18 protein-coding genes are annotated in these 26,022 nt (G+C 71.7%); 5 read left to right on the top strand and 13 right to left on the bottom strand.

The window, feature by feature from the left end; genetic code table 11:
• Positions 1 to 2: 2 nt before the first annotated feature.
• Together J8403_RS41545 and J8403_RS41540 are read left to right on the top strand one after the other, a co-directional pair.
• The gene (locus J8403_RS41545) at positions 3 to 2,231 is read left to right on the top strand and encodes a xanthine dehydrogenase family protein molybdopterin-binding subunit (RefSeq protein ID WP_211127716.1); all 2,229 of its coding nucleotides are present in this window, start codon (positions 3 to 5) and stop codon (positions 2,229 to 2,231) included.
• 166 nt (positions 2,232 to 2,397) lie between these two features.
• Complete coding sequence (locus J8403_RS41540) at positions 2,398 to 2,769, top strand: VOC family protein (RefSeq protein WP_211127715.1); 372 nt, start codon at positions 2,398 to 2,400, stop codon at positions 2,767 to 2,769.
• Positions 2,770 to 2,927: 158 nt separating this feature from the next.
• Here the strand turns inward: J8403_RS41540 and J8403_RS41535 are convergent, their stop codons facing one another.
• From J8403_RS41535 to J8403_RS41505, 7 genes are all read right to left on the bottom strand, one after another.
• Positions 2,928 to 3,236: an acyl carrier protein gene (locus tag J8403_RS41535; protein WP_211127714.1), complete on the bottom strand. Its 309-nt coding sequence runs from the start codon at positions 3,234 to 3,236 to the stop codon at positions 2,928 to 2,930.
• A gap of 113 nt (positions 3,237 to 3,349) precedes the next feature.
• Entirely contained in the window at positions 3,350 to 4,459 is a 1,110-nt protein-coding gene (locus J8403_RS41530; RefSeq protein ID WP_211127713.1) for an aromatic ring-hydroxylating oxygenase subunit alpha, read from the bottom strand.
• A gap of 4 nt (positions 4,460 to 4,463) precedes the next feature.
• Positions 4,464 to 5,927, bottom strand: a complete 1,464-nt coding sequence (locus J8403_RS41525; protein WP_211127712.1) for a cytochrome P450 — start codon at positions 5,925 to 5,927, stop codon at positions 4,464 to 4,466.
• Between the two features lie 8 nt (positions 5,928 to 5,935).
• Positions 5,936 to 6,955, bottom strand: a complete 1,020-nt coding sequence (locus J8403_RS41520) for a 3-oxoacyl-[acyl-carrier-protein] synthase III C-terminal domain-containing protein (RefSeq protein WP_211127711.1) — start codon at positions 6,953 to 6,955, stop codon at positions 5,936 to 5,938.
• A gap of 45 nt (positions 6,956 to 7,000) precedes the next feature.
• Positions 7,001 to 13,129: an SDR family oxidoreductase gene (locus J8403_RS41515; protein WP_211127710.1), complete on the bottom strand. Its 6,129-nt coding sequence runs from the start codon at positions 13,127 to 13,129 to the stop codon at positions 7,001 to 7,003.
• Entirely contained in the window at positions 13,126 to 14,670 is a 1,545-nt protein-coding gene (locus tag J8403_RS41510) for an acyltransferase domain-containing protein (protein ID WP_211127709.1), read from the bottom strand. Before J8403_RS41510 ends, J8403_RS41515 begins: the two co-directional genes overlap by 4 nt.
• A gap of 1,096 nt (positions 14,671 to 15,766) precedes the next feature.
• Positions 15,767 to 17,191, bottom strand: coding sequence for an MFS transporter (locus J8403_RS41505; protein ID WP_211127708.1), 1,425 nt, complete (start codon positions 17,189 to 17,191; stop codon positions 15,767 to 15,769).
• Positions 17,192 to 17,303: 112 nt separating this feature from the next.
• On the opposite strand from J8403_RS41505, the gene J8403_RS41500 reads away from it, so the two are divergent.
• Positions 17,304 to 18,104 (top strand): aminoglycoside adenylyltransferase domain-containing protein, encoded by an 801-nt coding sequence (locus tag J8403_RS41500; protein ID WP_246586245.1) that lies wholly within the window; start codon positions 17,304 to 17,306, stop codon positions 18,102 to 18,104.
• 48 nt (positions 18,105 to 18,152) lie between these two features.
• Here the strand turns inward: J8403_RS41500 and J8403_RS41495 are convergent, their stop codons facing one another.
• The 4 genes from J8403_RS41495 to J8403_RS41480 all read right to left on the bottom strand — a co-directional run bounded on the left by J8403_RS41495 (position 18,153) and on the right by J8403_RS41480 (position 22,081).
• Positions 18,153 to 18,836 (bottom strand): alpha/beta fold hydrolase, encoded by a 684-nt coding sequence (locus J8403_RS41495; RefSeq protein ID WP_211127706.1) that lies wholly within the window; start codon positions 18,834 to 18,836, stop codon positions 18,153 to 18,155.
• A gap of 62 nt (positions 18,837 to 18,898) precedes the next feature.
• Entirely contained in the window at positions 18,899 to 20,008 is a 1,110-nt protein-coding gene (locus tag J8403_RS41490; RefSeq protein ID WP_211127705.1) for a zinc-binding dehydrogenase, read from the bottom strand.
• A 130-nt stretch (positions 20,009 to 20,138) separates the two neighbouring features.
• Entirely contained in the window at positions 20,139 to 20,786 is a 648-nt protein-coding gene (locus tag J8403_RS41485) for a TetR/AcrR family transcriptional regulator (protein ID WP_246586244.1), read from the bottom strand.
• A 59-nt stretch (positions 20,787 to 20,845) separates the two neighbouring features.
• Complete coding sequence (locus tag J8403_RS41480; RefSeq protein WP_211127703.1) at positions 20,846 to 22,081, bottom strand: cytochrome P450; 1,236 nt, start codon at positions 22,079 to 22,081, stop codon at positions 20,846 to 20,848.
• Positions 22,082 to 22,314: 233 nt separating this feature from the next.
• On the opposite strand from J8403_RS41480, the gene J8403_RS41475 reads away from it, so the two are divergent.
• Positions 22,315 to 22,944, top strand: coding sequence for a hypothetical protein (locus J8403_RS41475; protein WP_246586243.1), 630 nt, complete (start codon positions 22,315 to 22,317; stop codon positions 22,942 to 22,944).
• Between the two features lie 18 nt (positions 22,945 to 22,962).
• On the opposite strand, the gene J8403_RS41470 is transcribed toward J8403_RS41475, so the two are convergent.
• Both J8403_RS41470 and J8403_RS41465 read right to left on the bottom strand, forming a co-directional pair.
• Positions 22,963 to 23,895: a phytoene/squalene synthase family protein gene (locus J8403_RS41470; RefSeq protein ID WP_343245350.1), complete on the bottom strand. Its 933-nt coding sequence runs from the start codon at positions 23,893 to 23,895 to the stop codon at positions 22,963 to 22,965.
• 296 nt (positions 23,896 to 24,191) lie between these two features.
• Entirely contained in the window at positions 24,192 to 24,827 is a 636-nt protein-coding gene (locus tag J8403_RS41465) for a TetR/AcrR family transcriptional regulator (protein WP_211127702.1), read from the bottom strand.
• 194 nt (positions 24,828 to 25,021) lie between these two features.
• On the opposite strand from J8403_RS41465, the gene J8403_RS41460 reads away from it, so the two are divergent.
• Entirely contained in the window at positions 25,022 to 25,984 is a 963-nt protein-coding gene (locus J8403_RS41460) for a zinc-dependent alcohol dehydrogenase family protein (protein WP_211127701.1), read from the top strand.
• Positions 25,985 to 26,022: the final 38 nt, after the last annotated feature.

The following is a 26,022-nucleotide window of genomic DNA, read 5'->3' as shown; positions in this document are numbered from 1 at the left end:
CGATGATCGGGCAAGCCATACAGCGTGTCGACGGCCCGCTGAAGGTGGCCGGCCGGGCCGCCTACGCCTACGAGCACTGGGAGGCCGGCCAACCGCTCTACGGGTTCATCGTCGGCGCGACGATCGGCAAGGGCCGCATCATCGGGATCGACACCGAGGACGCCGAAGGCGCACCGGGAGTGCGCATGGTGATGACGCATCTCAACGCCCCCGAGCAGGGCATCCGCGATGAGTCCATTCCGTTCGAATACTGGCGCGCCCAGCCGGTGCTGACCGGCCCGGACGTCCACTACTACGGCGAGCCGGTGGCGCTGGTCGTCGCCGAGACCTTCGAGCAGGCCCGGGCGGCGGCCGAGCTCATCGAGGTGGAGTACGCGGGCGGGCGGGGGCGGTTCGCCTTCGCCGAGCACGAAGGCGAGGCGTACGTCCCGAAAACGGTCAACGCCGGACTGCCCACGGACACGTCAGTGGGCGATTTCGATGCCGGATTCGCCGGCGCGGCGGTCAAGATCGACCAGCTCTACACGACGCCGTATGAGTTCTCCATGCCCATCGAGCCGAACGCGTGCCTGGTGGCGCCGCGTGACGAGGACCTGATCGTCTATGTCAGCTCCCAGATCGTCGACGCGGCGCAGGCATCGATCGCCAATACGCTGCGGATCGACCCGGCACGGATTCATGTCTTCTCCCCCTTCGTCGGCGGGGGGTTCGGATCCAAGCTGGGCATCCACTCCGAGACGATCCTGGCGGCGCTCGCCGCCCGCGAGCTGGACCACCCGGTCAAGGTCGCGATGACCCGGCAGCAGATCTTCCAGCTCATCGGCATGCGCTCCACATCGAGCCAGCGGGTCCGGCTGGGCGCGGAGCGCGACGGGCGGCTGGCCGCGATCGCCCATGACGTCACCATGCACACCAACCCGGACGTGGAGTACGCCGAGCAGACCGCCGCCACCAGCCGCAGCCTCTACGCCGCGCCCCACCGGCTCACCAGTCACCGGCTCACGCCACTCGACCTGCCGCGTGGGACGGATGTCCGCGCGCCGGGCGAGGAACCGGGCCTGCTGGCGGTCGAGTCGGCGATGGACGAGCTGGCCGATACGCTCGGGATGGACCCGGTCGAGCTGCGGATCCGCAATGAGCCCACCCTCGACCCCGAGCGAGGCGTGCCGTACAGCGACCGGCACCTGGTCGAATGCCTGCGTGAGGGCGCGAGCCGGTTCGGCTGGGAGCAACGCCCCACCACTCCTGCGAGCAGGCGCGAGGGACGGTGGCTGGTCGGCTACGGGATGGCCGTCGCCATCCGGGTGCATCTCCAAGGGCCGGCCGCGGCCCGGGTGCGGTTGGAGGCGGACGGCACCGCCGTCGTCCAGACGGACATGACCGACATCGGCACCGGCACGTACACCATCCTCACCCAGGTCTCGGCCGCCGGGCTCGGCCTGTCGGCCGACCGGGTGCGCATCGAGCTCGGGCGTTCCGACAACCCCACCAGCTGGGGATCCGGTGGCTCGTGGGGCGCCGCGAACTCCAGCACCGCGGTGCACCGGGCGTGCGCGGCGCTGCGCGAGAAACTGCTGGCCGAGGCGCACGACGACGCGCGCTCCGCGCTGCGGGGCCTGGACCCGGCGGACGCGGTGTTCTCCGACGGCGATGTGCGCATCGGTGGCGCGTCGGAGCCGCTGAGCGAGCTGGTCGCACGCCACCACCCCGACGGTGTGGCGGCGGAGGGCGAGACGCGCTTCATGGGCGATGAGCCCAACTACACCAACTACTCGATCCACACCTATGGAGCCCATTTCGCCGAAGTGGGCGTCGACGCGGACACCGCCGAGATCCGTCTGCGGCGGATGCTCGGCGTGTTCTCCGTGGGCCGCCTGCTCAACCCGAGGACGGCCCGCTCGCAGCTGATCGGCGGCATGATCTGGGGCGTCGGCGCCGCCCTCGAGGAAGAGGCCGTCGTCGACCCACGCTCCGGCGCCTTCGTCAACCGGGACCTCGCGCAATACCTGGTCCCCGTCAACGCCGACATCCCCGACGTCGAGGCGGTCGTCCTGGACGGATACGACGACAAGGCCAACGTCCTCGGCGCGAAGGGCATCGGTGAGCTGGGCATCTGCGGGTCTGGTGCGGCGGTGGCGAACGCGGTGTTCAACGCCACCGGTGTGCGGGTGCGCGACTTCCCCATCACGCTGGAGAAGCTGTTGCCCGGGCTGCCGGCCATGGACACCTGAACGCGAGCGACGGCCGTGCGGATGTGTCGGCCGGCACGCCCTGGCGGAGGTGTTCTTCGGTCGCGGGCGCACCGGGGGTGTTCTTCGGTCGCGGGCGCATGAGTTGGGCAGGGCTGACCCATTAGTGTGTGACATCGCGAAGGTCACCGACCGGCCCGGAGCTGCCATGCCACCGCTGATGAAGTTGTCCGCGATAACACTCGACTGCGCCGACCCCCTGGTGCTGGCAGCGTTCTATCAGCAGGCCACCGGCCTCGAAACGCATCCGAAGTCCAACGCCGACTTTGCCGGACTCCTCCGTGAGGACGGACTCTTCATCGGTTTCCAGCGGGTCGACGACTACCAGGCTCCCCGCTGGCCCGACCAAATCGTTCCCCAGCAGTTCCACCTGGACTTCGACGTCGACGACCTGGACAAGGCCGAGGCCTGGCTACTGGATTTGGGCGCGGGCAAGCCGGATCACCAGCCGAATGAAGATCGCTGGCGAGTCCTCACCGATCCGGCTGGGCATCCCTTCTGCGTGGTGGCCAGAGGCTGAACATGCTCCGGCAGGCTGGGCGGCTTGGGTCATGTCCGGCGGATCATGTGAACCGGTCCCGCTCACTGCGCGACCGACGGTGCGTTCGATGACGTGCGCGGGTCGGCCGCCCGGGCAGCCGACCCAGTCCGGTGATCATGGGGGCCACCGCGGCGGCGTCACGCGCCGGGGCCGTCCACGGTCGGCCGGCGGAGGCGGCCGACCAGCGCGGCCATGCTCCGCGCGGTCCTGAAGTTGTCCATCTGGAGATCCGCGCCGCGTACGGCGATGCCGTACGTCCGCTCCAGGTGCACCACCAGCTCCATGGCGAAGAGCGAGGACAGCCCGCCGGAGCCGAAGACATCCGCGTCGGCCGACCAGGTCTTCCCGGTACGCAGTTCGAGGTGGTGCAGCAGTTCCGTCTCGATGTCGCCGGGGTCGCCCAGGGGCTCCGGAACCGCCCGGTCCGATGACATGGCCATGCCCATTTCTCCCTCGTGCTCGTAGAAGCGCCTTCGATCCGCCCCGGGGCCCCGTCGTCCGGCCGTCGCCGGTCGAGGTCGACCGGCGACACCGCCCACCCGTGCCCTGTCGCCCGCGCTCACTCCTCCGAGCGGCTCACCTCGGAGGGCTCGGGCCGCGGAGGGACCAGATCGGCCGAGGGTTCCGTGTAGAACTGCTGCGCCCACTGCCGGTACCGGCCGATCGGACCGTCGCCCTTGGCGAGCCGGGGGTGGGCGACGTGCTCCTGGTGGTGCCACATCAGCAGGTCAGCGCCGGTGTCGACACTGCCCACCCGTTGCAGGACTTCGCTGAGCAGCCGGGCCACGGGCATCACCGCCGGGCGCCCCAGCCAGTCCGGCACCCCCGGGAGTCCGTTCAGCTCCAGCTTGGTGCCGAAGCGGACCTGCATCCGGCCCGGGGCGGTCGGGGTCGCGTGGAGCATCACATACAGGCTTCCCGCGCCCGCGGGCAGGACCGTCCGTGCCGCGATGGTGGCGAGCCCGATCACCGTGAGCGTGTAGGACTGGTGGAACCCCCGCATCATCGTGTTCCGGGCGGTCGCGGTGACCGTGCTGACCGGTTCCCCCGTCACCGGCAGGCCCTCGATGTCGACCTCCTCCAGACCGTGCAGGGCCGGCAGATGGCCCCAGTCGAAGGCGTTCTCGATGACGTCCTGCGGATGACCGGCGATGTCGAACGTGGCGTGGCTGAACGGCTGCCGGTCGTCCATCGGGAAGAGCGGGACGTCCCACTGCGGGGGCATGCCGAGGGCGTGCCACCACACGTAGACACCGCCGTTGGCCTCGCACACCGGGTACTGGGTGAGCGACGCCTTCGGCGGCGGCTGGTCGTAACCCGTGCGCACACAGGCACCGGACGGGTCGAAGGCGAACCGGTGGAAGGGGCAGACGATGTCCTCGCCCTCGACCGATCCGCCGACGCCGAGATGGGCTCCGAGGTGCGGGCACTGGGGCCGGACCGCCCGCAGTACGCCCTTGGCCGTCCGGTAGAGGACGACCTCGGCGCCCGCGAGCCGCCGGGTGGTGAGGGACCCGGCCCGCAGCTCGTCGCTGAAGGCCAGACAGAACCACCCGTTCGGGTAGGGCCGCGAGGGAGCGTGCAGGGTGTCGGCCGGCTCCGCGGTGTGCAGGCTGATCTCCCGGGAGCCGAGCAACTGCTTCACCAGCGGCTTGATATGAGGCCTCATGGGATCACTTCCCGTGCTTCACCGGGCAGGCGGCGGCGCCCGGCTGGGTGGGCGGCTGGACGGAGGCGGACAGCGCTGCGGCGGCGCTCCGCTCCGCGTCGCCGGCGCCGGAGGACCGCCGCTCGGTGAGCCGCAGGCGCAGTCCCCGTGAGCTCAGGCTGGTCTCCACCTTGGGCTGGAACGGCTGGTCGCCGACCGGGGTCAGCTCCCAGCGGTCGACGATGGCGGTCAGCGCCAGGATGGCCTCGGTGAGGGCGAACTGGTCCCCGATGCACTTGCGGGCACCGGCGCCGAACGGGATGTAGGTGGCCCGGCGGTCGGGCTGGGCGTCCAGCCAGCGGTCCGGGTCGAACCGGTCGGGCTCGTCGTAGAGGTCGGCCCGGCGGTGCAGAAGGTAGGGGCTGAGCACGATGGTGCTGCCGCCCTTGAACCGCACGCCGCCCAGTTCGGCGTCCTCCCGGACGACACGGGTCATCATCCAGGCCGGCGGATACAGCCGCAGCGTCTCGGTCACCACCCGGGAGGCCAGGCCGAGCGAGGGCAGATGCGCGGGGTCGAGCTTCCCGCCCGTCAGGACCCGGTCGGTCTCGGCCTTCAGACGGTGCTGGACGTCCGGGTTGGTGGCGAGCAGGTGCAGCGCCCAGGCCAGGGTGATGGCCGTGGTCTCCATGCCGCCGAGGAAGAACGTGAGGGCCTCGTCGGCGAGTTCGGCGTCGTTCAGCTGACGCCGGCCGTCCTCGCTCTCCTCGTCGACCGCGGCGACCAGCGTGGAGAGCAGATCGGCGTGGTCGGTCGGATCGGCCCGCCGCTCGGCGATGATCTCCGCGATGGTGGCGGCCAGCCGGGTGCGGGCGTCGTCGTAGCGCCGCTTCTGCCGGGTCGGCAGCCGCCGCAGCAGCGCCGGCGTCATCATCCGGCGGAAGAACGCGCTCACGATCACGGCGGTGTCGGCCAGGCACCGTTGCATGGTCTCGGCCGGCAGCGCGCCGCTGAACATCGTCTCCATGGTGGCCCGCGTCGTGAGCGTCATCATCTCCTGGGTGACGTCGAGGACGTCGCCGTCCCGCCAGGAGCCCGCCTTGTTCGTGGCCGCCCGCGCGAAGACCGCGCCGTACCCGGCGAGGCGGGTCGGGTGGAACGAGGGCTGGCACAGCCGGCGCTGCCGCCGGTGCAGGGGGTAGGCGCAGGTGGACAGGCCGTCGCCGATCACCTCGCGGATCCGGTCGTAGATCGGGCCGCCCTTGTCGAAGGTCCGGTCGTTGAGGAACACCTGCCGGGTCAGGTCGGGGTCGCAGATCATCACGGCGGAGCTCGGGCCGAGCCGGACGCGGACCATCTCGCGGTATCCGGACAGCGACATGATGAACGCCAGCGGGTAACGGAGCAGCGGCAGCGCGTGGCCCAGCAGCGGCCACGCCCGCGGGGCGAGCGGCACCGATCCGGCGGAGGCCGTACTCGTGTCTGTCATGGGGAACCTCACTTCTTCGTTGAGTGGCCGGCCGGCACCGCGGTGACGGGGTCGCGGGTGATCTCCAGCAGCGCGGTGGTCCAGCGGAAGCCGAGCCCGAAACTCACGACGAGGACCCGTTCCCCGGCCCGCAGCGTGCCGGAGCGGAACTCCCGGTCGAGGGCGAGCAGGACGTCGCACGGTCCGCAGTGGCCGAGGTGCCGGCCGAAGGTCCAGCTGGTGTCGGCGGCCCGCAGGCCCAGCGGCGCACCGCCGAGCAGCAGGTCGAGCACCTCCGACCCGATCGCGATGGGCAGCACACGCGCGATGCCCTCCGGCCGGACGCCGGTCTCCTCGAGGACGGTCTCGACACAGCGGCGCGTGGACTGCCGCAGCGCGTCGATGTACGGCATGAATCCGGTCTCCTCGACGAGGAGCGGCCGGCCGCTGCCGTCGGGCGCCGTCCGGGCCCGGGTCAGCACCTCCAGTTGCGGCTGCGCGGCCTGATCGGTCGCCATCAGCCGCGCGAAGCCCGTCCCCCGGGTGAGGACGGCGGCGGCGCCGGAGTCACCGGCCAGATGCCCCATCTCCGACACGTGGCCCCACCGTTCGGGCCGGAACCGGACACCGGCGGTCACCAGCGCGGCCTTCGCGGCCGGTTTGGCGGTGAGGTGTTCGGCCGCGGTGACCAGCGCGGCTCCCCCGCCGTCGCTGGCGGCGCCCAGCTCGATCGCGTTGGTGTCCGGTCCGCCGAGCACCCGCAGCAGATAGGCGGAGGGCGCGTAGTGGTCCTCGTCCTGGAAGTTGGCGTGCACCAGCAGGCTCAGGTCGGCGCCGGTGACGTTCGCGTGGCGCAGTGCCTTCAGGCCGGCGCGGGCGGCCATCTGCGACGGCGTGCTGTCCGTGGAGACGGCGGCCGAGGTGAATCCGTTGAGCGCGACCAGGGTGGGCGGCCCGTGGTCCACCGGCTTGTCCCACGGCTCGTGTTTCTGCCGGATCGGCGGTATCCAGGAACCGGTCCCGGCGATCGTGATGTCCTGCCACAACACTGCTGTCTCCTCGGCTGTCACGAATCGGCTGTCAGGACCCGGCTGTCAGGAACGGACCGGTCGTGGCGCGTCGCCGCGGGGCCGGACGAGTTCTCCGCTGTGGTCCAGGGCGTGTGCGCTGACCCCGGATATCCGGGCCAGCACCTGCCCGTCACCGGTCAGCGCGGTCAGCTCCCCGGTGGCGAAGTCGCAGTGCAGCCGGATGACCGGATGCAGCGCGCTGAGCCGGCAGTCGTCGCCGGGCCCGCCCAGGTCGACCTCGTCGAGCCCGGCCATCGGCCCGACCAGCGGTGGCAGGTCACCGCGCGGCGGCAGCAGCAACAGGTGCACCATCGCGTCCAGCAGGATCGCCGGTACGGTCATCCCGGCCAGGACCGGCGCCCAGGCGGCGTGGTCCAGACGGAACCTGGCGCTGTTACCGTCCGGCCCGCGGGCGTAGTCACCGGTGCCGGCGAACGGTCCGGTGAGCGAGATCGGCGGATCCGGGGAGTACACCGGCATCGCGAAGTCGGGTTCGGGTTCGTGGCCCGAGAAGTCGGGCGGTCCGGCGAGCGCCGGGAAGCGGTCCGCGAGCAGCACCCGCGTCTCGCACAGCAGGTCGTTGAAGCGCAGTACCTTGCCGTTCTTGCCGATCCGGTGTGCCGTGATCCGCACGGCCACCTCGGCGCGGTCGCCCGTACGGCTCACCACCCGGGCCTCCACCGCGACGGTGCGCAGCGGCCCGGCGAGCCGGACGGTGATCGACGACCGGCAGACGAGACCGCGGAATCCGGTGACCCGCAGTCCGGGACAGAGGGTGGCCGCCGCCGCGGCAGCCGCCTCCAGGGTGAACGTGCCCGCGAGCGTGTACTCACCGTTGACCTGGTGGTGCCGCATCCACCGCCCGTCCCGCTCGGCGAGGGTGCCCGGATCCCAGGTCTTGGTGAACACGGCCCAGTGGTCGCCCCGGTACAGCACGCCGTCGAGCAGCGGTGTGGTCAGCTCCGGGTCCGGCGGGGCCGGTTCCGGCGCGTCCGGGGCCTCGATCCGCGGTTCGACGCGGGAGCCGTGGGTGCTGATGCCGCGCCGGGCCAGCAGGACGCGTTCCTCCTCCCGGATGAAGAACGCCACTCCGTTCGTCGGCGGCCGGGTCACCGCGGACAGGAACTGCGCGCGTCCCTGCGCGGTGCTGATGTAGGCGTCCATCTTGTTGCGTTTGAGCGTCTCGCGCATGGTGACGCTGCTGGCGACGCCGACCTCGCGCCAGCCGCTCCACAGGACCGCGATCTCATGGCCGCCCGCCGGCCCGTGCCGCCGTGCCCTGGCGCTCGCGTACGCCAGGTACTCGTTGACGGCGCAGTAGTCGATGTCGCCGGGCGCGGGGGCGAGCGTCGCCAGCGTGCTGAAGTTGCACCAGATCCGGGGCGTGCGCCCGGCCAGGGCCCGCTTCAGATTGCGGTAGCCGGTGGCCTTGGTGGCCCGCACGGCCCGGAAGTCCGTGAGGGTCTTGGCGTGCAGCGCACGCGAGCGCAGGTCGAGGACGGTGTTGATGAGCAGGTCGATCCGTCCGTGCCGGTCGAGGATCTCGCCGAGGACGGCGGTGGTGCGCTCGGCGTCGAGGACGTCGCACACGCGGTGGTGGACCCGGTCCTGGCCGCACAGCTCCGCCAGCCGTCGCACCGTACGGCGCACCTCCAGGCGCGCCTCGGCCTTCTCGTAGGCGACGCGCAGCTCGCGCACGGAGGCTTCGGGACGCCGTCGGCGCTCGGCGGCCATGAACTCGGCCTGCGACGGCAGCGAGTCGTCGGTGTCCGGCAGCGGGGTGCGGCCGATGACATACACATACGGCCGGTCGGTGCCGCGGGCCACCTCGTGCAGCAGTTCGGGAGTGATCCCCCGGGCGCCGCCGAAGGCGACCACGACCGCGCCGGAGGGCAGCGGGGCGCCGTCGGACGGGGACACGGGATCGTCGGCCACGGCCAGGGCCAGCCAGTCGTCCCCGCGGCAGGCGAGCGTATGGGTCGGCACCTGGGCGGCGCCCGCCCGCGCCAACTGGTCCAGCGCGGTAGCCGCGTCCACCGCGTCGCTGATCAGGGTCAGTCCGCCGCACTGCGGCACCTCGGCCCGTACGGAGCGGACGAGACCGGTGAACAGTCCGCTCAACGGGGGCGGCAGATCGTCCGGCACCTCTCCGAGCAGCAGCGCGGCGAGCGAGCCGCCGGAGCGCAGCGCGGGCAGCGCCGCCTGGAGCGTGGTGAAGGCGAGGTCCTGGAGGTCCTCCACCCGGGTGGCCTCGGCCTCCTCGCACCCGTCGTCGTCGACGGGCAGCCGGGACAGCACCCGGATGTGGCGCGGGACGAACGGCAGGCCGGTCAGCGCGCCGGGCGCGTCCTCGGGCGGCACATGGGCGGTGCCCGCGACGTCCGGCCGCGGTGACCAGACGGCGGTGTCCGGGCCGGTGACCACGGCGGCGAGGTCCGGGGCGTCGGTGATGACCACGGTGCCCGGCGGGATCGACGGCGTGGTGGGCTCGGCCGGCGGCGGGTCGGTCGGCACGAGCCGGAAGGTCTGACGGCGGCCGGTGAACTCCTCGGTGTGCTCCGCCCCGTCCTGCTCCGACCTCTCCTGCTCCGATCCGGCGTGTTCCGGCTGGACGGGGGCTGGGCCGGTGTGCGCGGACCCGATGTGCTCTGGGTCGGCGCGTTCGGGTTCGGCCTGTTGCGAGCCGGTGAGCGCGTTCCGCGGGCCCGCGGGCGGGGTGAACCGGATCAGCGGCGAGCCGGTGGCGGCGGGCCGGACCACGGTGTCCGTCTCCGTGACGACGGCCTTGAGAACCGTCAGCAGGGCGTCCAGGGAGAGATAGGTGTGTCCGGTGCCGGCCAGTACGGGAAGGGCGTGCGAGGGCGTGGCCGGGTGCCGGGGGTCGGCGACGGCGACCTCGGCGGAGAGCGTGCCCAGCACGGGAAGTCCGTGCTCCAGCGCGGTCGAGCGCCGGGTGACCGCCAGGACCGCGGCGCCCTCCGCGATGGACCGGCCCTCGGGCACCAGGTGGGCCAGGTGCCGGTCCCAGCCGCTGATCGGCCGCAGACACACCGCGCCGACCAGGGCGAGGTCGCAGGCCCGGTGCCGGAGTTGGCGCAGGGCCAGGTCGACGGCCGTGTGCGCGGAGTCCCGCTGGGAGTAGACGCTGGTCCCCAGGCCCTGGAAGTCGTAGTAGTTGGCGGCCCGGCCCGACAGGATGCAGGAGACCGCACCGGTGAAGTCGTCCTCGTTCAGATCGCCGGGGATCACTCCCTTGGCCTCCGCCATGCCCTTCGCCAGGTACTCCTTGAGCACCTCGGCCTGCGCCGGGTCGGGCAGCAGGTCGAACGCGGTGGCGCACTCGGCGGCGTGCACCCGCAGCGCCGCCTGGGTGTTGTGCGTGGTCGGCAGCGTCGAGCCCATCACGATCGCCGTGGTGGGCCGCAGGCTCGTGCCCGGCTCGCCGAGCTGTTCCAGCAAGGGGCCGAGCGCCTGGAGCACCATCAGGTGGGCGGCGTCCATGTGCCGCATCGTCAGCGGCGGGATGCGCACGTCACGCGGCGAGGGCAGGGGGTACGGCGTGCCGAAACCGGGCTCCGGGAGCGGCCCGTCGCCACGGAGCCAGGCGGGCACCTGGTCGGGCTCCAGGCCGGGAAGGTGGGTGTTCCAGCCGACGACGACCAGGTCCTCCCTGTCGTCGCGCACATCGACGCCTGGCCTCCGCGCGGGGACGGACCGTGGGGCGTGGTCGGAGATGACCACGTGCGCGTCCGCCCCGCCGAGGCCGAACGACGACACCCCGACGACGCGCGGTCGCGCCCGGTCGGCCGGCCAGGGGGCGTCCTTGACCGGCACGGTCAGCCGCTCGCCGTCGCCCAGCAACGGATGCGGATCGGTGACCACGGGCTGGCCGGGCACCGCTCCGCGTTCGAGGGCGACCAGCGCGTGTGCGACCGAGACCAGGCCCGCCAGTACCCCGGTGTGCCCGAAGACCTGCTTGTTCGACGTCAGCAGACACGTCCGCTCACCGGGCCCGAGCCGGGACAGCAACGAGCGGAGTTCGATCTCGTCGCCGACCGGCGTTCCGGTGCCGTGCGCCACCACCCAGTCCACGTCGTCGGCCTCGACGCCCGCGTCGGCCCAGGCACGGGCGATCGCCAGTTCCTGCCCGCGCGTGGCCGGGGCGTGGATGCCCTTGCCCCGCCCGTCGGCGGCGAGTCCGGTGCCCCGGATGACACCGAGCACCCGGTCGCCGTCCTCGACGGCCCGCGCGTACGGCTTCAGGACGAGCGCGACCGCGCCCTCGCCGATCAGGGTCCCGTCGGCCGCCCGGTCGAACGGCCGTACCCGGCCACTCATCGAGATGCCCTGGGCCCGGCAGAACAGCGTGAACCCGATCGGCTCGATCACCGAGGTGCCACCGGCCAGCGCCACGTCGCAGGAGCCCTCGCGCAGCGCCTTGACCGCCGCGTCCAGGGCGAAGAGTCCGCTGGCACAGGCCGCGTCGAGGGTGAGGTGCTGTGTGTCACCGGGGATCAGCCCGCGCAGCGCGTTGCGGACGACGGACGCGGGCAGGTAGGACTGCGGGTCGCCGCCGTCACCGCCGTACTGCGCGCTGATCGCGTGGTCGGCGAGCTCCGCCAGCCAGTCGCCGTCCCGGTCGGCGGGGATCGCATCGCGCACCATGCGCTTGTACTCGTCGCCGAGGACGATGCCCTGGGGGCCGAGCCCGGTCTGGTCGTGGATGCCGGTGGTCGCGGTGAGCCAGCGGTCCGTCGGACGCCGGCGCACCCCCGCCAGCGCCTGGACGGCGCAGTGCCGCAGCCAGCGGGTGGTCCGCGGCCAGCCGGGGTGTCCGATGTTCCCGTCCGGTTCGGTGATCGAGGCGGGGTCCGGCACGAAGTCGTGGAGGTATCCGGCCTCGCGGACGTAGAAGGCGTCGGTCTCCTCGCGGGTGGGAGCCCAGAAGTGCTTCAGGTCGAAGGCGGACGGCTCGCTGGAGAGCAGGACACCCTCCCGCAGCCGGTCCCAGAACTCCGCGGTGTTGTTGGCCCCGGGCAGTGCCAGGCCGAGTCCGACGACCGCGACGGCACCGGGGTCCGCCTCCGGCGACCGGTCCGGCACCTCGGCCGACGCCGCGTCCGGCACTTCGTCAGGCACCGCGGCCGACACCGAGGTCACCGGTGGTCGGGGTGTTGGGGGCGGTGGGGGTACGGGGGCGGTCGCGGATGGAGCGGGGGCTGACGGCGCGGGGGCGGGTGCGGATGCGGAAGGCGCGCTCGCGGAAGGCGCGGGGGCCGGTACGGACGCCGACGGCGCGGGGGGTGTCGGCGCCGACGCCGGCACAACCGGTCGGCGGGCGGGCTTGCTCACCTGGTCGGCCAGCCTGCTGTGCAGTCGCAGGCCCTGCATCCCGCCGATGCTGATACCACCGTCGGCGACGAGGGTCTGCCCGGTGATGAAACCGGCGTCCTCGTGGAGGAGGTGCACGATCAACCGGGCCGCCTCCGGCGTCGAGAGGGTGCGGTTCATCAGTTCGTCGGCCACGGCCGTGCCGCCGAACGTCGCCGGACCGTCGAGGTTCACCACGATCTCGCTGGCGACGGAGCCCAGCAGCACGGTGTTGACCCGGATGCCCTGGCCGACCAGTTCCAGTGCGAGATAGCGGACCAGCGACTCCAGGGCGGCCTTGGTGACACCACCGGGACCGTAGCCCGGAACCGGCTGGTGCGCCCCGACGCTGGACAGGCACAGGATGCTCGCGCCCTCGCGTCCGGCCATCAGCTCGGCCGCCCGGCGCGAACAGTGGTAGGCCGCCATCACGTTGGTGGACCACGCCCGCTGCCAGTAGGTGTCGTCGATGTCGAACAGGGGCAGGAACGCCCCGCCCGCGGCGTTGTTGATCAGGATGTCCAGGCCACCGTGGCGCTCCTGGACCAGATCGAACATCCGGTCGATCTCGCTGGTCTTGGCCACCGAGGCGCGGATGAACTCGCAGCTGTGGCCGGCCAGTTCCAGTTCCTCCTGGAGCAGCTTCGCCTGGTCGACCGAGTGGAAGTAGTTCACGATCACATGGGCGCCGCCCCGCGCCAGGCGTCGCACGATGTCCGCGCCGAGGCTCTTCGCGGCGCCCGTCACGAGGGCGACCTTGCCCCGCAGGCTGTCGTCCGTCACCCGGCGGCCTCCGCCCGGCCCTGGACGACGCCCTCGGCGATCCGGCGCAGCGTACCGGCGGTCAGCAGCGAGGAGTTCGACCTCAGATCGGGCAGGTCGTACCGCTCGGAGACCCGGCCGAGCAGGGTGACCTGCTTGAGGGACTCCACGCCCAGCTCGGACTCCAGACCGTCGTCCTCGCCGAGCAGGTCCGGCGGGTAGCCCAGGAAGTCACCGTAGAGCGTGCGCAGCTCGGCCAGCACCGTTTCGTAGTCCAGCCCGGCGGACGGCGGGGCGACCGCGTCCACCGGAGCGGCCGGGGTGACAGGCACGGCCGGAGCCTGGGCGGCTGCCTGAGCGGGCGGAGCGTAGGAGATGACGGGATCGGCCGGGATGGGCGGAGCCGCGGCGATGACCGCGGCGGCCGGAGTGGGCGGAGCGGCAGGGATGACTGGGGTGGCGGGCTCCGGGTAGGCGGCCGGGGCGGCGGGCACGGGCGCGGCGACCCGGGCCGGCGCCTCGACGACGGCGACGGCGACGGCCGAAGGCGGGCCGGCCGGCTCGGGCGCGCTCACCCGCGCGGAGGGCAGGAGCCTCTCACTCAGCCGCGCTGGGGGGCGCGAGGAGAACGCGCCGATCGCCGTGGAGTCCGCGGCCAACGCCCGGACGGCACCGACCGGATCGCTCTCGCTGAGCGGTACGGCACACCGCACACCCGGGACCGACGACTCGACGAACTTGGTGACGACGGGCCACTCCCCACACTCGACGAAGACGTCGGCACCGGCCGCGTGCAGCTCGCGGACCGTCTGCAGCATCCGGACCCGGGCGGTGAGCGCGCCGGCGACCAGGTCGACCGGGTCGTCGTCGCCGACGTCGCGCCCCAGCCAGGGTGAGCGCACCCGCCAGCGTCCGGAACCGTACGCGACCCTCGGCGCGGTCGTCCGGAGATCCCGCGCGGCCTGTGCCATCGCCGGAGTGTGCGTCGGGTGCGGGACGTCCAGGGGAAGGCTCGGCCAGCCGAGTGCGTCGGCCACCCGCTCCACAGGCCGGATCAGTTCCTCGGGCCCGCTGATGACGCTCTGCCGAGGGGCGTTCTCGCAGGCCAGCACGAGATGGGGATGGTCGACCAGCCCGGCGAGCGACTCCGCCCGGCGACCGTCCACACCGACCGCGAGCATCTTCCCCCGCCAGCTCTGCCGGGTCAGCGCCTGGGACCGGGCGACGGCCAGGCGCGCGGCGTCCTCCACCGGCAGGTGGCCCGCGGCGGCGAGGGCCCACAGCTCCCCGATGCTCTGTCCGACGATCGCGATGGGCTCCACGCCTTCGGCCACCAGCATGTGGTGCGTCGCGAGGCTGACGGCGAAGATCTCCAGATACTGGACCTCGGGGCCGCGCCGGTCGCTCGTGCCGTTGTCCTCGATCAGCCTGGCGCTGATGTCGGGCAGTCCCAGGCCCGCGGCTGCCTTGTCGATGCGGGACAGCGCGTCACGGACGGTCTCGTAACGGTCGTGGAGATCGCGAAGGACGCCCCCGCGCGGAGCGGCCACAGTTCCGGGCATGACGAAGACAGCATCCACCTGTGCATCACCCTCATTTCGGTCCCGGCCTCCGGCGAGGCCTCATCCGCCGACCGGGCTCCGAAACGCCATGACGGCGCGACAAAGCCCTCGGCAATACGTTCAGTTACTGCGCTATACCGGAGTGGTGGGTCCAGCGAAATGGACCCCGGGCAGAAATTGGTTTCCCTGCGCATTTCGCGTCGTTCGGGGCCCGCATTTACGGTATCCGGGCCTCTTCCGGAGCGGCAATGATGTTCAGGCAGCTAGTTTCAGCCTAAATCGATCATGCATTTCAATTTAGCCAATCGCCCAGCGGCGCCCTTGCCGCCGCGCGAGGACGCATGCTAATCCCGGCCGCCCCGCCGCAAGTACTGTCGGCTTATGGCCGTTTGATCCCAATTTACTTTCGGACATTAGTGCATGATTCAACCGTGCAGTCGGCATGCCGTGACAATCCGACGTGACCGGGGCCGGTCGCACGGTCGGCGTCGGTCGCGCACCGCGGCCCGCCCGGTCCGGCCCGTCCGACACATCCACCATTTCGACATTCGGCCAATCAGCCGACCCATGAGGCGAGATCATGTTTACCGGCGACACCGCCGAACGACCACCTGAACGGCGGCTTTTCGGCGGCCGCCCACGGCCCATGACCGTGCCGCCGCGATGACCTGATTCCGGTGGCAGAGACAAGCCGATGCCCGGCAGGCCGGGGGAGCCGTCATCGAGGCCGGCGATCCGCCATGGCGTTCCCGCAGGTGAGCACGCCGATCACGGAACGGAGCGACCACACCCGCCTCGGTCACCGCACCCCTCGGCAGCGGACGGGTGCCCGGGGCGGCGGCCGGCCATCGACGCGTACGCGGACGCGCGCATCCTGTCTACGACAGAGACAGAAGCCGCCGAGGCAGCGAAACAACGGTTTCGCTCGGCTGAATGCCAGGTCGAGATAATGGGCCCCGAGACGGTCCGAAACGGCGACCACGAATGGTCACTCACCTTTATCAGAGTGCAACGGATCCGCGACGACGGGCAGCCATACGCGCGACGTTCCGTAATAGGGTCGGCCACCGCTCAGCGGGAGGTGCGAGCCTCCGTATCAGCCGTTTCGCCCTCGGGTTTTGGGCGGTACGCAGAACCATGCGAGACCCGCGGCGGCCAGGTAGGCGAGCGCACCGATGGCCATGCTGGTGCGCAGCCCCTCGCCGTAGTCGGCAGCGGTGGCCAGCAGGGTGCCACCGAGCGCCACGCCGATGGCGCTTCCGAGTTGGCGGGTGGTGTTGAACAGCGCGGAGGCGGTCCCTGAGTACGCCGCGGGGGCGGCGCCCATGACGGTGGAGGCGGAGCCGGTGAGCGCGAAGGAGGTGCCGAACCCCGCCGCCATCATCGGGGCCACCAGCAGCGGGTAAGGAGGATCGACTCCCGCCGCGACCCAGCCCACCAGCCCAAGGCCCGCCAGCAGCATGCCGCTGAACACCAGCGGACGGTCGCCGGTCGTGCGGGCCAGCCGCCCGGACAGCACGGAGGCGAACATGGTCATCGCCACCGCGGGGAACAGCGCCAGGCCGGTGACGAGGGCGCTGTAGCCGCGCTGGTGCTGGAAGTCCAGGCTGGCGGTGAACACCATGCCGTAGAAGCCGAAATTGAACAGCAGGCCGATGACGGCTCCGCCACCCAGCGCACGCGAGCGCAGCAGGCTCGGCGGCACGGCGGGCGAGCGGGCCAGCCGCTCGCGCACCAGGAACGCCATCGTGGCCAGTACGGACAGGCCCATCCCGGCGAGGACGGCCGGATCGGTCCACCCACGCCGGCCGGCCTCGTTGAGCGCTGCGGTCAGCGAGGCCACTGCCGCCACCACCGCGCACTGCGCCGGCCAGTCCAGGGCCCGGCCGGTGAGCCGGTCGGAGGGTGCCACCTGGCGCAGCGTCAGCACCAGGCAGGCGACGCCGACGGGCAGGTTGATGAGGAACACCCACCGCCAGCCCACGGTGGACACCAGCAGCCCGCCCAGCAGCGGCCCCGCCGAGGCCGCGATGCCCGCGGTGGATCCCCAGACCCCGAAGGCCCGCGAGCGGGCGGCCGGAGCCGGATACGCCTGCTGGAGAAGGGCCAGCGAGCCGGGCACGATCAGCGCCGCGCCGAGGCCCTCCACCACCCGGGCGGCGATCAGGACGGGGGTGCTCGGCGCGAAGGCGCACGCGGCCGAGGACACGGTGAACACCGCCACGCCGGTGCAGAAGATCCGGCGGTTTCCCAGCCTGTCCCCCAGCGCACCGCCGCTCAACAGGAACCCGGCGAAGACCAGGGTGTACCCGTCGGTGATCCACTGGATGCCGGTGAGCGAAGCCGACAGCTCACGGCCGATCACCGGCACGGCCACATTGATGACCGTCACGTCCAGGATCACCATGAAGTACCCGGCGCACACGGCCAGCAGCGGAACCCAGTACCGCACGCCGGACACGGGGCCGGGTTCAGGAGAGGACGCGGGCTCGCCACCACTCGCCGACTCCGCGAACGCCACGTCCCCGACTCCGTCCCGCCCACGAAGGCTCTACGACAAAAGGCACAATAAGGGACGGATGAGGTGCACAGGGGGGACCGGCGGCCCGGATCACGCTGTGGATACTGGACATGTGGCCCACCCTCGCGAAGATCCGCCGTCCCTCCCCACCGAACTGCGGCCCTACCTGGTGGAACTCGTCCGGCGCATCCGCACGGTGTGCGGGCCTCATCTGGTGAGTGTCTTCGCGGTCGGTTCCCTGGCACTGCGGGACTATCGGCACGGGCGCAGCGACGTCGATGTGACGGTCGCCGTGGAGCCGTCGCTGCCCGGACCGGCCCTGCACGACCTGGCCGGCGCCCTCGCCCACCCCCATCTCCCCTGCCCGGCGGCGGGCCTGGAACTGGTGGTCTACGGAACGGATTTCCTCAGCCGCCCCTCCGCCGCGGCCGGGTACCTGCTGGACCTCAACACCGGCCCGCTGCTGCCGAACCGCGCCGACTTCGACGCGGCGCGGTCCCCGGCGTTCTGGTACGTCATCGACCGCTCCGTCGCCCATCGGACCGGGCTCTCGCTGTTCGGCCGCCCCGCCCGGGAGGTGATCGCCGCGCCGGAGCGCCCGGACGTGCTGGCCGCGATCCGCGCCTCCGTCCGTGAGCACGGCGATGGCGAAGGTCACCTCGCGGACAACCGTGTGCTCAACGGCTGCCGCGCGGTGGTGTTCTGCCGTACGGGGCGCTGGATGGCCAAGCGCGGGGCGGCGCGGGAAGTCGCCCTGGCCGAGGAGGACTTCCGGCCGCTCGTCGAGGCCGCGGTGCGCAGCTTCGAGCGACCCCGCTCATCCGCGGTCCCCCTGCCCGCCGCCGAGGTGCGAACGTTCCTGACCTGGGTACGCGAACGGGTCGATCGGACCGCCGGGGAGAGCGGGGCCTGAGCGGGACCTGAGCGGGACCTCCAGCGTTGGGGCAGGGCGGATACCCCTCTACAGCTCCAGAAACCTCGAAACCGCCTCCGTGAACGCCTGTGGGTCCGCGCTGTGGATCAGGTGCCCGACCGGGATGGTGACCATGCGTCCGCCGGGGATGCGGTGGGCCAGCTCGGCGACGCCGTCCTGAGGCACATGGCTACCGGGGCCGCCGCCCACCACCAGAGTATCGGCGGTGATCCCGGCAAGCCGCTCCCACCACACCGGGTCCGGCGTGTCGATCTGCTTCCTGATGGCGAGCACCATCTCCCAGTCGAAGGTGAGCTCGCCCTCCGGCTTGGCCGGAGTGGTCGGCCGCCGGGGACGCGGAGCCCCGACATCCTCCAGGACGAGCCGGGCCACCCGCCGCGGCTGGTCCGACGCGATCAGGTAGGCCACGATCCCACCCATCGAGTGGCCGACCAGCTCCACTTGGCCGAGTGCCAGCTCGTCCAGCACGGCGAGCACATCGGCCCGCATGAGTTCGAGGGAGTAGTCCCCCGGCCAGTCACTTCGGCCGTGGCCACGAAGGTCGAGGGCGTAGACCCGCCGGCTCCGGGCGAGGACGGACGCCACCACGTCCCAGTCGGTGGCGTCCTCCCCCAGGGCGTGCAACAGCACCAGCGGCGGAGCGTCCGGCGGGCCCGACACCTGATAGGCCAGCCGGATCCCTGCCGGCTCCACCGAACAATGATCAGCCATACCCGGAGGCTAGGCGACAGGCCGCCACCGGCAGGGCGGCCTTCGCCGACAGCAGACCCGCCTCAGGGCCGCAGCAGGATGCGGATCGGGTTGCCCTCCCGGTCGCGCAGCCGGCGGATGGCCTCGTTCACGTCCTCCAGTGGCAGCACCGCGCTGACCGACCCGGAGATGTCCAGACGGCCCCGGGCGGTCAGCTCGACCAGGTCCTCCAGATGCTCCATGCGATACCCGGTGTGCCCGATCACGGTGTGGCGGTTGCGCACGAAGTGGAGTTCGGGGCCCACGGACAGCGGGTCGGGAGAGATGCCGACGAGCACCAGGCGGCCCCGATGGCCGAGGGCACGCTCTGCCTGGGTGAAGGAGGGCGTGCGCCCGACGCAGTCGAAGGCGACGTCCAGGCCCTTGCCCGCCGTGATCTCCTTCAGCCTGGCCCGGGTGCCATCGTCCGTCGGGTCGAGCGCGAAGTCGGCGCCCAGGGCGAGGGCGCGCTCGCGTGCGGCGGGCAGGGGATCGAGGGCGACGATCGGGGAGGCGCCGCAGATGCGGGTCAGCTGCACAAGGTGGGTGCCCAGGCCTCCCAGCCCCCAGATGCCCACGGATTCGGCGGACCGCAGCTGGGCGGTGTCGATGGCGCCGTACGGGGTGGACACGGCGTCGGCGAGCACGGCGGCGTGTTCCAGCGGTACGGAGTCGGGCACGGCGATGAGCGTGGTGGCGTCGGTCAGTACGTACTCGGCCCAGGCCCCGTCGTAGTGGAAGGCCATGACCTGGAGGTCCTCACAGGTGTTCGTACCACCGCCGAACCGGCAGGCGGGACACGTGCCGCACGCCTTTCCCGCGCCCAGGACCACCCGGTCGCCCGCGCTCCAGTGCCCGGCGCCATCGCCGACCGCCGCCACCACGCCCGACGCCTCATGCCCCGGGGTGACCACCGGCAGCCGGGGCGCGATATGGCCGTCGAGCTGGCTCAGGTCCGACTGGCAGATGCCGCACGCGGCCACCTTGACCACGACCTCGCCCGCTCCCGGCCGGGGCACGGGCACATCCTCGACCGTGAGCGTGCCCGCCGCCGCGTCGAACCGCGCCGCGCGCATCGTGGCCGGGAGGCCGTCCGCCACCGCGTCTGCCGTCGCGTGCGCGCCGGAGCGTATCGGTCCTGCGTCCAAGGTCATCGGTGGTCCTTTCAGATGCTTCGCCGGGTGGAGCGGCCGGTCACCGCGCCGGTACGGGGCGGCGAGTGATCATGATGCCGCACGCAGTCTGCCGCATGCGGCGCATCCGACGGCAGGCCCTGAGACGCCGTCACCGATGTGCGTCGCGCAGCAGAGTGTCGACGGTGCGGTCGACGAAGGTGGTGAGTTCCTGTGCGTCGTGGCGCCCGAACGTGGAGGTCCACAGGGCGAAGCGGCCGAAGAGGGCGGACCACAGGAGGATCGCGGTCTGCTCGGCGCCGTCGGGCCAGCGCAGCCCTTCCTCCTCACAGGCGTGGATGGCGTCCAGCCACTGCCGCCACAGCAGGCGGGCCGGGTGGGTCCGGCCGGGCTCGCCGAAGCTGGACGAGTTATGACCGAACATCAGGCGGATGACACCGCGCTCGGCGCGGGCGAAGGCGCAGAAGGCGTTCGCCTGGGCGCGGAGGCGTTCGCCTGCGTCGGCACCGTGGGCGGCCGCCTGGCCATCGGCGTCGCGCATGGCCGCGACGACACGTTGGTAGCCGTCCTCGGCGACGGCGCGGGCGAGCTGGTCCTTGTCGGCGAAGTGCAGATACATGCTCTGGGCGGCGATGCCGACTTCGCGTGCGACCTCCCGGAGGGACACCGGCAGTGGGTTCTGCGTGAGCTTCTCGTCAAGGAGCCGTGCCACGGCGGCCAGAATCTCCGCGCGGAGCCGGTCCCCCTGGCCGCGGGGATTGCGCCGGCGTGTGGTGTCGGTGGCGGTGTCCTCGTTCATGCACCTCATTCTGCGACACCTCGAGGGGCAGTCCTTCTGTCGTCAGGGTTCCGCCCGGCTCACCAGGTGACCGGAAGGGAGTTGAGGCCGTAGACGATGGAGTTCTTCTTGAACGGCAGCTCGTCCTGGGCGATGGCGAGCCGCAGCCCGGGGATGCGTTCGAAGAGCCGCGGCCAGGCCACTTGCATCTCCACCCGGGCCAGGTTCTGGCCCAGGCACTGGTGGGAGCCGAACCCGAACGCCACGTGGCGACGGGCGTTGCGCGCGATGTCGAGCGTGTCCGCGGGACACTCGCCCTCGTCGGCGCCGAAGGCGCGGGGGTCCCGGTTTCCCGCGATCAGCGAGACGATGACTCCCTCGCCCCTGCGGACAAGCTGCCCGCCCACCTCGACGTCTTCGAGGGCCACCCGCCGCGGATCGGTGGAGACGATGCTCCAGTAGCGCAGCATCTCCTCCGCGGCGCTCGGGGCCAACTCGGGGTGGGCCCGCAGCCGGTCGCGCTGATCCGGGTTGACCAGGAGCGCCACCGTGCCCAGGCTCAGCATATTGGCGGTGGTCTCGTGTCCGGCGCCGACCAGGATTCCGACCAGGACGGGCATCATCTCGGGCGCGAACCCGTCCGGGCCGGTGTGGTGGGCCAGCAGCCGGCTGATCATGTCGTCGGAGGGCTCTCGGCGTTTGCGCTCGACGAGGGCCTCGTAGTATGCGAACGCCTCCCGCTGTGCACGGGCCCGCTCCTCGTGGCTGACGTCCAGGTCCGTCCCGGCGTTGGCGTGCCACTCGAAGAGGTCGTGGTCCTCGTAGGGGACGCCGAGGATGAGGCAGATGGCCCGGGAGGGCAGGGGCAGTGCGAAGTCCCGGATGAAGTCGGCCGGGCCGCCCTTGGCGAGCATCGCGTCGATCAACTCGTCCGTGATCCGCAGCAGGTTCTCGCGCATCGCCTGCGTGCGCCTGACGCTGAACTCCTTGGTGAGCATCTGCCGGAGCCTGGCGTGCTCGGGGTCGTCCAGCCGCAGGAACAGACCGCCCTCGTGTTCGGGCTGGTTGGAGTGGACCAGCGGGAAGTCGGGGTTGCGCACATCGGCGCTGAAGGACGGGCTGGAGAGGACGGCACGGATGTCCGCGTGCCGGGTGGCCAGCCAATGCGTGGAGCCGTCCCAGATGGTGACCTTGTGCAGACCGCCGGCTTCCCGGAACGCGGTGTGCTGCGGAGGTGCGCTGAACGGGCAGGTGCGCGGGGCGGGGAAGAACGGCGCTTCGCCGGTGAACGCGGCCTCGGATGCGGTGGTCGTCATCTCGCCTTCCTTGCTGCGGAGTTGATGGCAACCTGACACACGTCACCTTACGAGTGTCCGGCTAAGCGGGGCAAGGACTGTCCGGCCGTCGGAACGTGGCCACCGAGCTGCCGACCGTGTGTGCACCCCCTGGTGCGGTGGCCGCGGCCACCGCACCAGCTCAACGGCGGGATCGGCCTCCACGTGGCAATCACACGGATGTACCATCCAGCACCAACGTGGTGTGCGCCCAGATGAGGGAGCTTGTAGTGGACACTCCTGCCGATAACACCAGCCTGAAATCCCAGTACGCGGCCCAGGTCGCCGCCGATCTGGAACGCAACTCCGCCGAGCACGAGCGCCTCAGCTCCGAAATCGCCTCACTGCAGGAGCAGTTGGCGGTGCTGGAAGACAACCGGGCGCTCCTGCTCAGCATGCGAGAGACCCTTGGTGACGACGCCGTCGGTGGCACACCGCAGAACGGTGGCGTCAGCGTCTCCGGGAATGGTCCCTCCGCCACGCGGGAGTCCGCGGCGCCGCCTGCCACCCGCAAGCCCCGGAAGAAGGCCGGCGCGACCAGCGGACATCGGAAGAGCACGGAGTCAGCCGGCAGCCGCCCGAGCCGCAAGCCAGGGCGCGAAGCGGGCGCGCCCACGCTCCGGGAGCTCGTGCGCGGTGACCTCACCCAGCATGGCGAGCCCCGCTCCGCGGCCGAGATCACCGCCACTCTCACCCAGGCTCTTCCGGGACGCGACATCAAGCCCACGGTGGTGCGCAGCACCCTCGAATCACTCGTCGCCAAGGGCCAAGCACACCGCACCAAGCAGCAGAAGTCCGTCTTCTATTCGACGGCCACCCCGGACGCGGACACCGTTCCGCGCTGACGCGCGGATGTGCCACGTTCAGCGCGGCCGACGGGCGTGGCGGCGCTCCCGGAGCAGCACCCGGGCGGTGGCCGGCAGCGGAGGCCGGGCGGGGGCGCGGAGGACGCCGGGACCCTTGGCGGCGGCCGCCGTGGCCGTGAGCTGCTCGATCTCGATCATGGCGCGGAACAGCGGGCGGCCCTCGGGTGGCGCGAGGCCGACCAGGCTCCGGCTGCCGGACAGGGACTGGTGGGCCTGGCCGAGCACGTGCGCCACCAGGCTCCGGGTCCCGGAGGTGTCCCTGGCCTTCTCCAGGTCGACGCGGCTGACACCGTGTGCGTCGAGAGTCTCCCGCACCAGGTTCAGCCGCCCGTCGGCGAGGTCTTCGGACAGGTCGTTGACGAAGTCCAGGCGCTGACTGCCGTCGATGTACACGCGGCATGCCTCGCGGTAGCCCACCGGGGTGTCCTCCCCTGCGAAGAGGCCCGCGATCAGCATGAACGCCGGTAGCGCATACGTGTCGACGTAACGCTGGTAGTCCGCTTCGGCGGCGAACCCGGTGAACTCCAGCTCCAGTGGGGCCGCGTCGAGGAAGTCCTCGACCCGCTCGCGCAGCCCTGGATGCGCGGAGACGGTGTGCAGCAGCGGCCGTACGGCAGCATGCTCGCTTCCGCCACCGGCCAGGCCGTCACGCACCTGTTTCGCCCACTCCGCGAAGGCCCCGGCGCGCTCCTCGGCGGGGCCGCTGTCGAGGAGGGTGTCGGTGCGGTGCATGAAGGCGGTCGCCGCGATCAGATGCGGCAGCAACGGCGGAGGCAGCAGCAGGCGCGCGGCGAGGTAGGAGCTGCGCCGGTAGCCCGCCACCAGTTTCCGCTGGTGCGTGTAGTCCTCCCGCAGCCGGGGATCGCTGATCCCCGCGGCATCCAGCGCCGTGCCCCACCGGCTCATGCCCGACCCTCCCGATGTCTTCATCTCTCCTGGCGGCCGTGCGCGGACTCCGGCCGGCCCCGGTCACCAGAACACTTCCCCCCGTACGACCACGTACGACCGACCGGTGGCACTCCGCACCGGCGTGTGAAAACGCCGTACCCGCGTGCCGCCGTCCGCGGTAGAGGCTACCGTCGCCACCCCGCACAGCCGGGCAGACACGGGACACGCCTCGGCCTCCCCTGCCACGCCATCGCCATGTACGCCCTAGCGGCGGCTGCGTACGAGCAGTTGGAGGAAGTCACGACGGGCGTCGCCCGGACAGGCCCTCGGCGATGTCTTCACATGATCTTGCCTGATGCCGCGGTTGCCAGTCGTGCCACCGGCGGGAGCGGTGAGTGCTGCGGGGAGGCGCGGAACGCCTGGATGACGAGCGCGGCGAAGCGCCGGGAGGCCGCGACCCGGGTGGCCTGCGATGCGGTGTGGATACCCCTGTTGGCCATGAGCATGAGGATCAGGTCGTCCAGGACGAAGTCCGGACGCAGATGGCCGGCGTCCTTGGCGCGGTGGGCCAGTTCGGCCATCGACTTCACTGCGTACGCACGCTCCGCGGCGAAGTCCATCGCACCGGGGAAGGTCGACATGAAGGCTTCGGTGAAGCCTCGGCTGCGTGCGTGCAGCTCACAGGTCTTCTCGATCACGAGGCAGAAGCCGCGCCACGGGTCCGGATCGGCGAGCCCCTCGTCGACGAGGACGTGGCAGGCGCGCATCTCGTCCGCGAAGGCTTCGGTGGCCAGCATCTGCTTGGTCGGGAAACGGCGGTACAAGGTGGCGGGGCCGACCCCGGCGTGCCGGGCGACCTCCCGCATCGGCACGTTCAGACCTTCGGTGGCGAACAGCGCGCGGGCCGCGTCGAGGATGCGTTCGCGGTTGTCCAGGGCGTCGGAGCGCAGGGGGTGAGGCAAACGGTCGGTCACCTCTCTCACTTTAGCCAAGTGGACGGGGGCGTCCGTTAGCGTCCGACGGCATGGGAGCCCGGCACTTCTCCGGGTGCGGCCCGTCGGCGCCCGGGGCCGGGTCGGGCGGCCCCGGCCGACCCATCGATCCCGGCCGACCCGTCAATCCCGGCCGACCCGTCAATCCCGGCCGACCCCAGAACAAGGAGACGACATTGAAGGCAGTCGCGATCCAGGCGTTCGGACGCCCCGAAGGTCTGGCGGTCATCGACCTTCCCACCCCCACTCCCGCCGAGGGACAGGTACTCATCGCCAATGAGGCGATCGGTGTCGGCGGCGCCGACGTCCTGATCCGAAGCGGTGTCCTCGCCTCCTACGGCTTCAAGGAAGGCCATATCCCCGGCAGCGAGGTGGCGGGCATCGTGACCGCGGTCGGCGAGGGCGTCGACACGTCATGGGTCGGTCGGCGCGTATGGGCGTTCACCGGCGTGAGTGGCGGCTACGTCGAGCAGACCATCGCCTCGGTCGAGGAGACCCTGCCACTCCCCGAGGACCTGTCGCCGGTCGACGCGGTGACGGTCGGGAGCTCCGGAGTGGTGGCCCACTTCGGCCTTGCCCATGCCCACTTCGCGACCGGCGAGTCCGTGCTGGTGCGCGGCGCGGCCGGCAGCATCGGGATCATGGCGGTCCAGCTCGCGGCTCATGGCGGTGCCGGCGCGGTGGCGGTCACGACGTCGTCGGCCGAGCGCGGTGATCGCCTGCGCAAGCTCGGCGCGACCCATGTGCTGGACCGCTCCGGCGAGGGTGGCGAGGACGCTCCCACGGGCTACGACGTCATCATTGACATCATCGGCGGTGCGGACATGCCCTCCTTCTTCGCCAAGCTCAACCCGAACGGCCGCATGGTGGCCGTCGGCATGGTCGGGGGCCTGCCACCGGCGGACTTCGGCATGACGATGATGGCGGCGTTCCGGAAGTCGATGTCCTTCGCCACCTTCAGCTCCGACACCGTGGCCGAAGCCGATCGACGTGCGGTGCGGACCGAGCAGTTCGCGGCCGCAGGCCGTGGCGAGCTGCGGACGGTGGTGCATGAGGTGCTGCCGTTGGAGGACGCCGTGCCGGCACACCGGAAGATGGACGCCGGTGAGGTGTTCGGCAGGATCGTGCTGACACCGTGATCGTGGCGGCCGGGGGGCCGTGACAGGGTACGTACCCC

The sequence above is a fragment of the Streptomyces yatensis genome (assembly GCF_018069625.1).
GTDB classification, from domain to species: domain Bacteria; phylum Actinomycetota; class Actinomycetes; order Streptomycetales; family Streptomycetaceae; genus Streptomyces; species Streptomyces yatensis.
Note: the sequence above shows the minus strand (reverse complement) of the source record. Positions and strands in the feature narration are given on the sequence as shown.